Source organism: Olivibacter sp. XZL3, from assembly GCF_004368405.1.
Classification (GTDB): domain Bacteria; phylum Bacteroidota; class Bacteroidia; order Sphingobacteriales; family Sphingobacteriaceae; genus Olivibacter.
This window is the reverse complement of sequence record NZ_SBJH01000081.1, coordinates 1-4003: the sequence shown is the minus strand read 5'-3', so window position 1 is coordinate 4003 and position 4003 is coordinate 1. Positions and strand designations below refer to the sequence as shown.

Sequence of the window (4003 nt, the reverse complement as noted above, 5' to 3'; positions counted from 1 at the left end):
GGTCATTCTCTGTAATTTCGCCATCATGCTTGTCAGTTTGTAAATAATAAACTGTCAACCTATATCAGGACAAGACACTTTCTTTCTTTTCCACTTCCCTTGCTTCTTTAACTAAAATACCTCAATTTCGCAGCAAAAAAGCCCGGTTCAATTAGGCGGGGTTAAACAAACATTATACAATCATGCTAACACACGAACAGCGTATAGCCAGCGATCTGTCCTTAAATGATAGGCAAGTGCGTACCACTATTCAGCTTTTAGATGAAGGAGCTACCGTTCCCTTTATTTCACGTTATCGAAAAGAATTGACCGGTAGCTTGGATGAAATACAAGTAGCCGCCATAAGAGATCGCATCGGGCAATTGCGCGACCTCGACAAGCGGCGCGAGGCGATTATCAAATCGCTTACCGACCTGGGGAAGTTGACGCCCGAACTACAGCAAAAGTTGGAGGAGGCAGAAACCATGGCTGTGTTGGAAGATATTTATTTACCCTATAAGCCGAAACGTAAAACGAGAGCTTCCGCGGCGCGGGAAAAAGGTCTTGAGCCGCTGGCTGAGTGGCTGCTGCAGCAAGAGCAGGGAGCTGTTGAGGATCAGGCTGCCACTTTTGTTAACGAAGAAAAGGGGGTGAGCTCCGCCGAAGAAGCATTGGCCGGCGCGCGTGACATCTTGGCGGAAACAATCGCTGAGCATGCAGAGACGAGAGCTCAAATGCGCGACTTTTTCATGGAGAAGGGTTCTTTCGTGTCCCGTGTTGTTCCAGGAAAAGAAGAAGAAGCCGTTAAATATAAGGACTACTACGAATGGACAGAATCCCTGGAAACTGCACCTTCGCATCGCGTGTTGGCTATGCGTCGTGGGGAGAAAGAGCAGATGCTCTATTTAGATGTGGCCGTTCCTGATGATGAAGCGATTGCACTTATTGATAATCGTTTCGTTAAGAATGCAAGCCCTGCCGCTTTGCAAGTCCGTCTAGCGATCCAAGATAGTTTCAAACGCTTATTGAAGCCTTCTATGGAAACGGAAGTCCGCTTAATTACCCGCAAACGGGCCGATGAGGAAGCCATCCGTGTGTTCGCAGAGAACGCCCGTCAATTATTATTGGCCGCCCCGATGGGAAGTAAGCGCACCTTGGCAATCGATCCAGGCTTTCGTACCGGATGTAAAGTGGTATGTTTAGACGAACAAGGTAAACTGCTTACAAATACAACTGTTTATCCGCATAACGGAACGGCAAAAGAAGCCGAAGCGGCCCGCCAGATCCAATCGCTCGTCAAACAATATCAGATTGAAGCGATTGCCATCGGAAATGGAACCGCAGGTAGGGAGACGGAAGACTTTGTTCGGAAGCTTCAGATACCAGATGTTGTCATCGTGATGGTCAATGAAAGTGGTGCTTCTATTTATTCGGCCTCAGAGGTTGCCCGGGAGGAGTTCCCTGATTACGACATTACTGTCAGAGGAGCAGTTTCTATCGGTCGTCGACTCATGGACCCGCTTGCGGAGTTGGTAAAGATAGATCCTAAGTCGATCGGGGTAGGACAATATCAGCACGATGTTGATCAAAATAAATTGCAGGAATCGCTCGCCGACACCGTGATAAGCTGTGTGAACGCTGTAGGCGTGGAACTGAATACGGCCTCAAAGCAGATATTGGCTTATGTTTCGGGACTGGGGCCGGCCTTAGCGCAGAGCATTGTCGAATACCGAAATCAACATGGAGCGTTTAAAAGACGTTCCGATTTAAGGAAGGTGCCAAGATTAGGTGAAAAGGCCTTTGAGCAGGCTGCTGGCTTTTTACGGATCAGAGGTGCTGAGAACCCCTTGGACACAAGTGCAGTTCACCCGGAGCGTTATATGCTGGTGGAAGAAATGGCGAAGGACTTAGGACAGGAGGTGAACAGTCTACTAAAAGATGAAAAACTGCGGAAAAGTATTCCCTTAAACAAATATATATCGGACGAGGTCGGTTTACCAACCTTGAATGACATTTTGGCCGAACTCTCGAAGCCTGGTTTGGATCCGCGGGAGAAATTTGAGGCTTTTTCTTTCACGGAAGGCGTTAACACCGTACACGATTTAAAGGTAGGTATGAAACTGCCTGGTATCGTTACTAATATTACCAACTTCGGCGCCTTTGTTGATATCGGCGTGCATCAGGACGGTTTAGTACATTTAAGCCAACTGGCCAATCGTTTTATAAAGGACCCAAATGAAGTGGTAAAGGTGCATCAGCAGGTGGAAGTAACCGTGATTGAAGTGGATGCAAATCGAAATCGGATTTCATTAAGTATGAAAACTGAAGAGAAAGCGCCGCAGCCAAAAGTGCGCGATCGCAGGGATGCGCGACCAGAAAAACGTAAGTCGCCGGAAAGCGATATGGCTGCTAAGTTAGCTGCCCTGAAAAGTAAATTTTCTTAACAAGAATTTAAAAAAACCATTACTTTCGTATTACATGAACATACGAAGTAGTGGTTTTTTTAAAAATTACAGCAATATCTTGCTATTGTTGCTAGGCATTGTCATAGGAAGCCTAGTTGGCCTTTTTTCTCCAGACTTTGTTGTTCATCTGAAGCCTATCGGCGATATTTTTCTCAACTTACTTTTTACTGCCGTCATTCCCCTGATCTTCTTCGCTATTGCATCGGCTGTAGCGGGTATCGACCAAGGACAACGGCTCGGGCGCATTTTATCCAGAATGATGCTGGTTTTTTTAATGACCGTCGTTTTCGCTGCACTCTTTACGATCTTATGTATTTGGCTGTTTCCCTTAAGTAGTGAAGCAATCGATACCACGCATGCCGATCTTGTATTGGATAAAGGGACGCAGGAAAGCTGGGGAGAACGTGCAGTTTCTTTTATAACGGTCAGCGAATTTAGTCAACTGTTATCGCGCGAGCATATGCTGGCCTTTATTATATTTTCTTTTTTAGTGGGAATAGCTTCCCTACGCTCGGGGGAAGCCGGAGAGCCTTTCCGTCGCTTTTTATACGCCGGAAATGAAGTGATGAAAACGCTGCTAGGCTATGTGATGAAGCTGGCGCCTATAGGCTTGGGTGCTTATTTTGCTTATCAAGTGGGAACGGTCGGCCCTCAGCTATTCGGTATTTATGCGAAACCAATGGCCGTTTATTACGTGGGCGGACTTGTTTATTTCCTGGTCTTTTTTAGCATATATGCCTTTATGGGCGATGGTAGTCGTGGGATTAAACTTTTTTGGCAAAATAACATTCTGCCTTCATTGACCGCCATCAGCACCTGCAGTAGTATTGCGGTGATTCCACCAAATTTAGAAGCCGCCAAGCGAATCGGCGTAGAAGAGCCGGTGGCAAATGTAGTCATACCCCTGGGTGCATCGCTCCATAAAGACGGGTCCTCTATGTCGTCTATTATCAAAATAGCGGTTGCCTTTGCACTTATAGGCAAGCCTTTTATGGAGCCTGGAACCTTGCTGTTGGCTATCGGTTTAACTGTGTTAGTGAGTATTGTTGCCGGGGGAATTCCTAATGGCGGCTATATTGGAGAAATGCTCATGATTTCTGCCTATCATCTTCCCATCGAAGCAGTACCAGCCGTGATGATCATCGGTACGCTTGTTGATCCGATGGCTACTTTACTCAATGCTACCGGAGATACCGCCGCAGCGATGATTGTCAATCGATGGGTGAAGCGGTAGTTGGTTGCCTGTTGTTAGTTGTCAGTCACCTGTTGTTAGTTGTCAGTCGCCGATTGCGGGTTGTGAGCGCTGCTTGGTGGTTATAGGCTTTAAGCTCTAGGCAATAAGCTTTATGCTATGGGAAATACGCCTTATGCTGTAGGCTATTGGCTTTGCACTCTTCCACTGAGCGCCTTATACCTTCACTTCGTTCCTTATAGTTTTTTCCCTTAAGCCTTCCCCATCTCTTAATCCTTTCATGTCAAACTTTGTCATGTCCTAAAAAAAGTAGACACTTTTATTGTTGTTGATTAAGATGTTGGAATGTGGGAAACTCCAGAGGAGT

2 protein-coding genes are annotated in these 4003 nt (G+C 46.3%); both read left to right on the top strand.

The window, feature by feature from the left end; translation table 11 throughout:
• The first annotated feature begins 182 nt into the window (after nt 1-182).
• Entirely contained in the window at nt 183-2423 is a 2241-nt protein-coding gene (locus EPX21_RS17685; RefSeq protein ID WP_134091014.1) for a Tex family protein, read from the top strand.
• Between the two features lie 34 nt (nt 2424-2457).
• Nucleotides 2458-3678, top strand: coding sequence for a dicarboxylate/amino acid:cation symporter (locus EPX21_RS17680; protein ID WP_134091013.1), 1221 nt, complete (start codon nt 2458-2460; stop codon nt 3676-3678).
• The last annotated feature ends 325 nt before the right edge of the window (nt 3679-4003 follow it).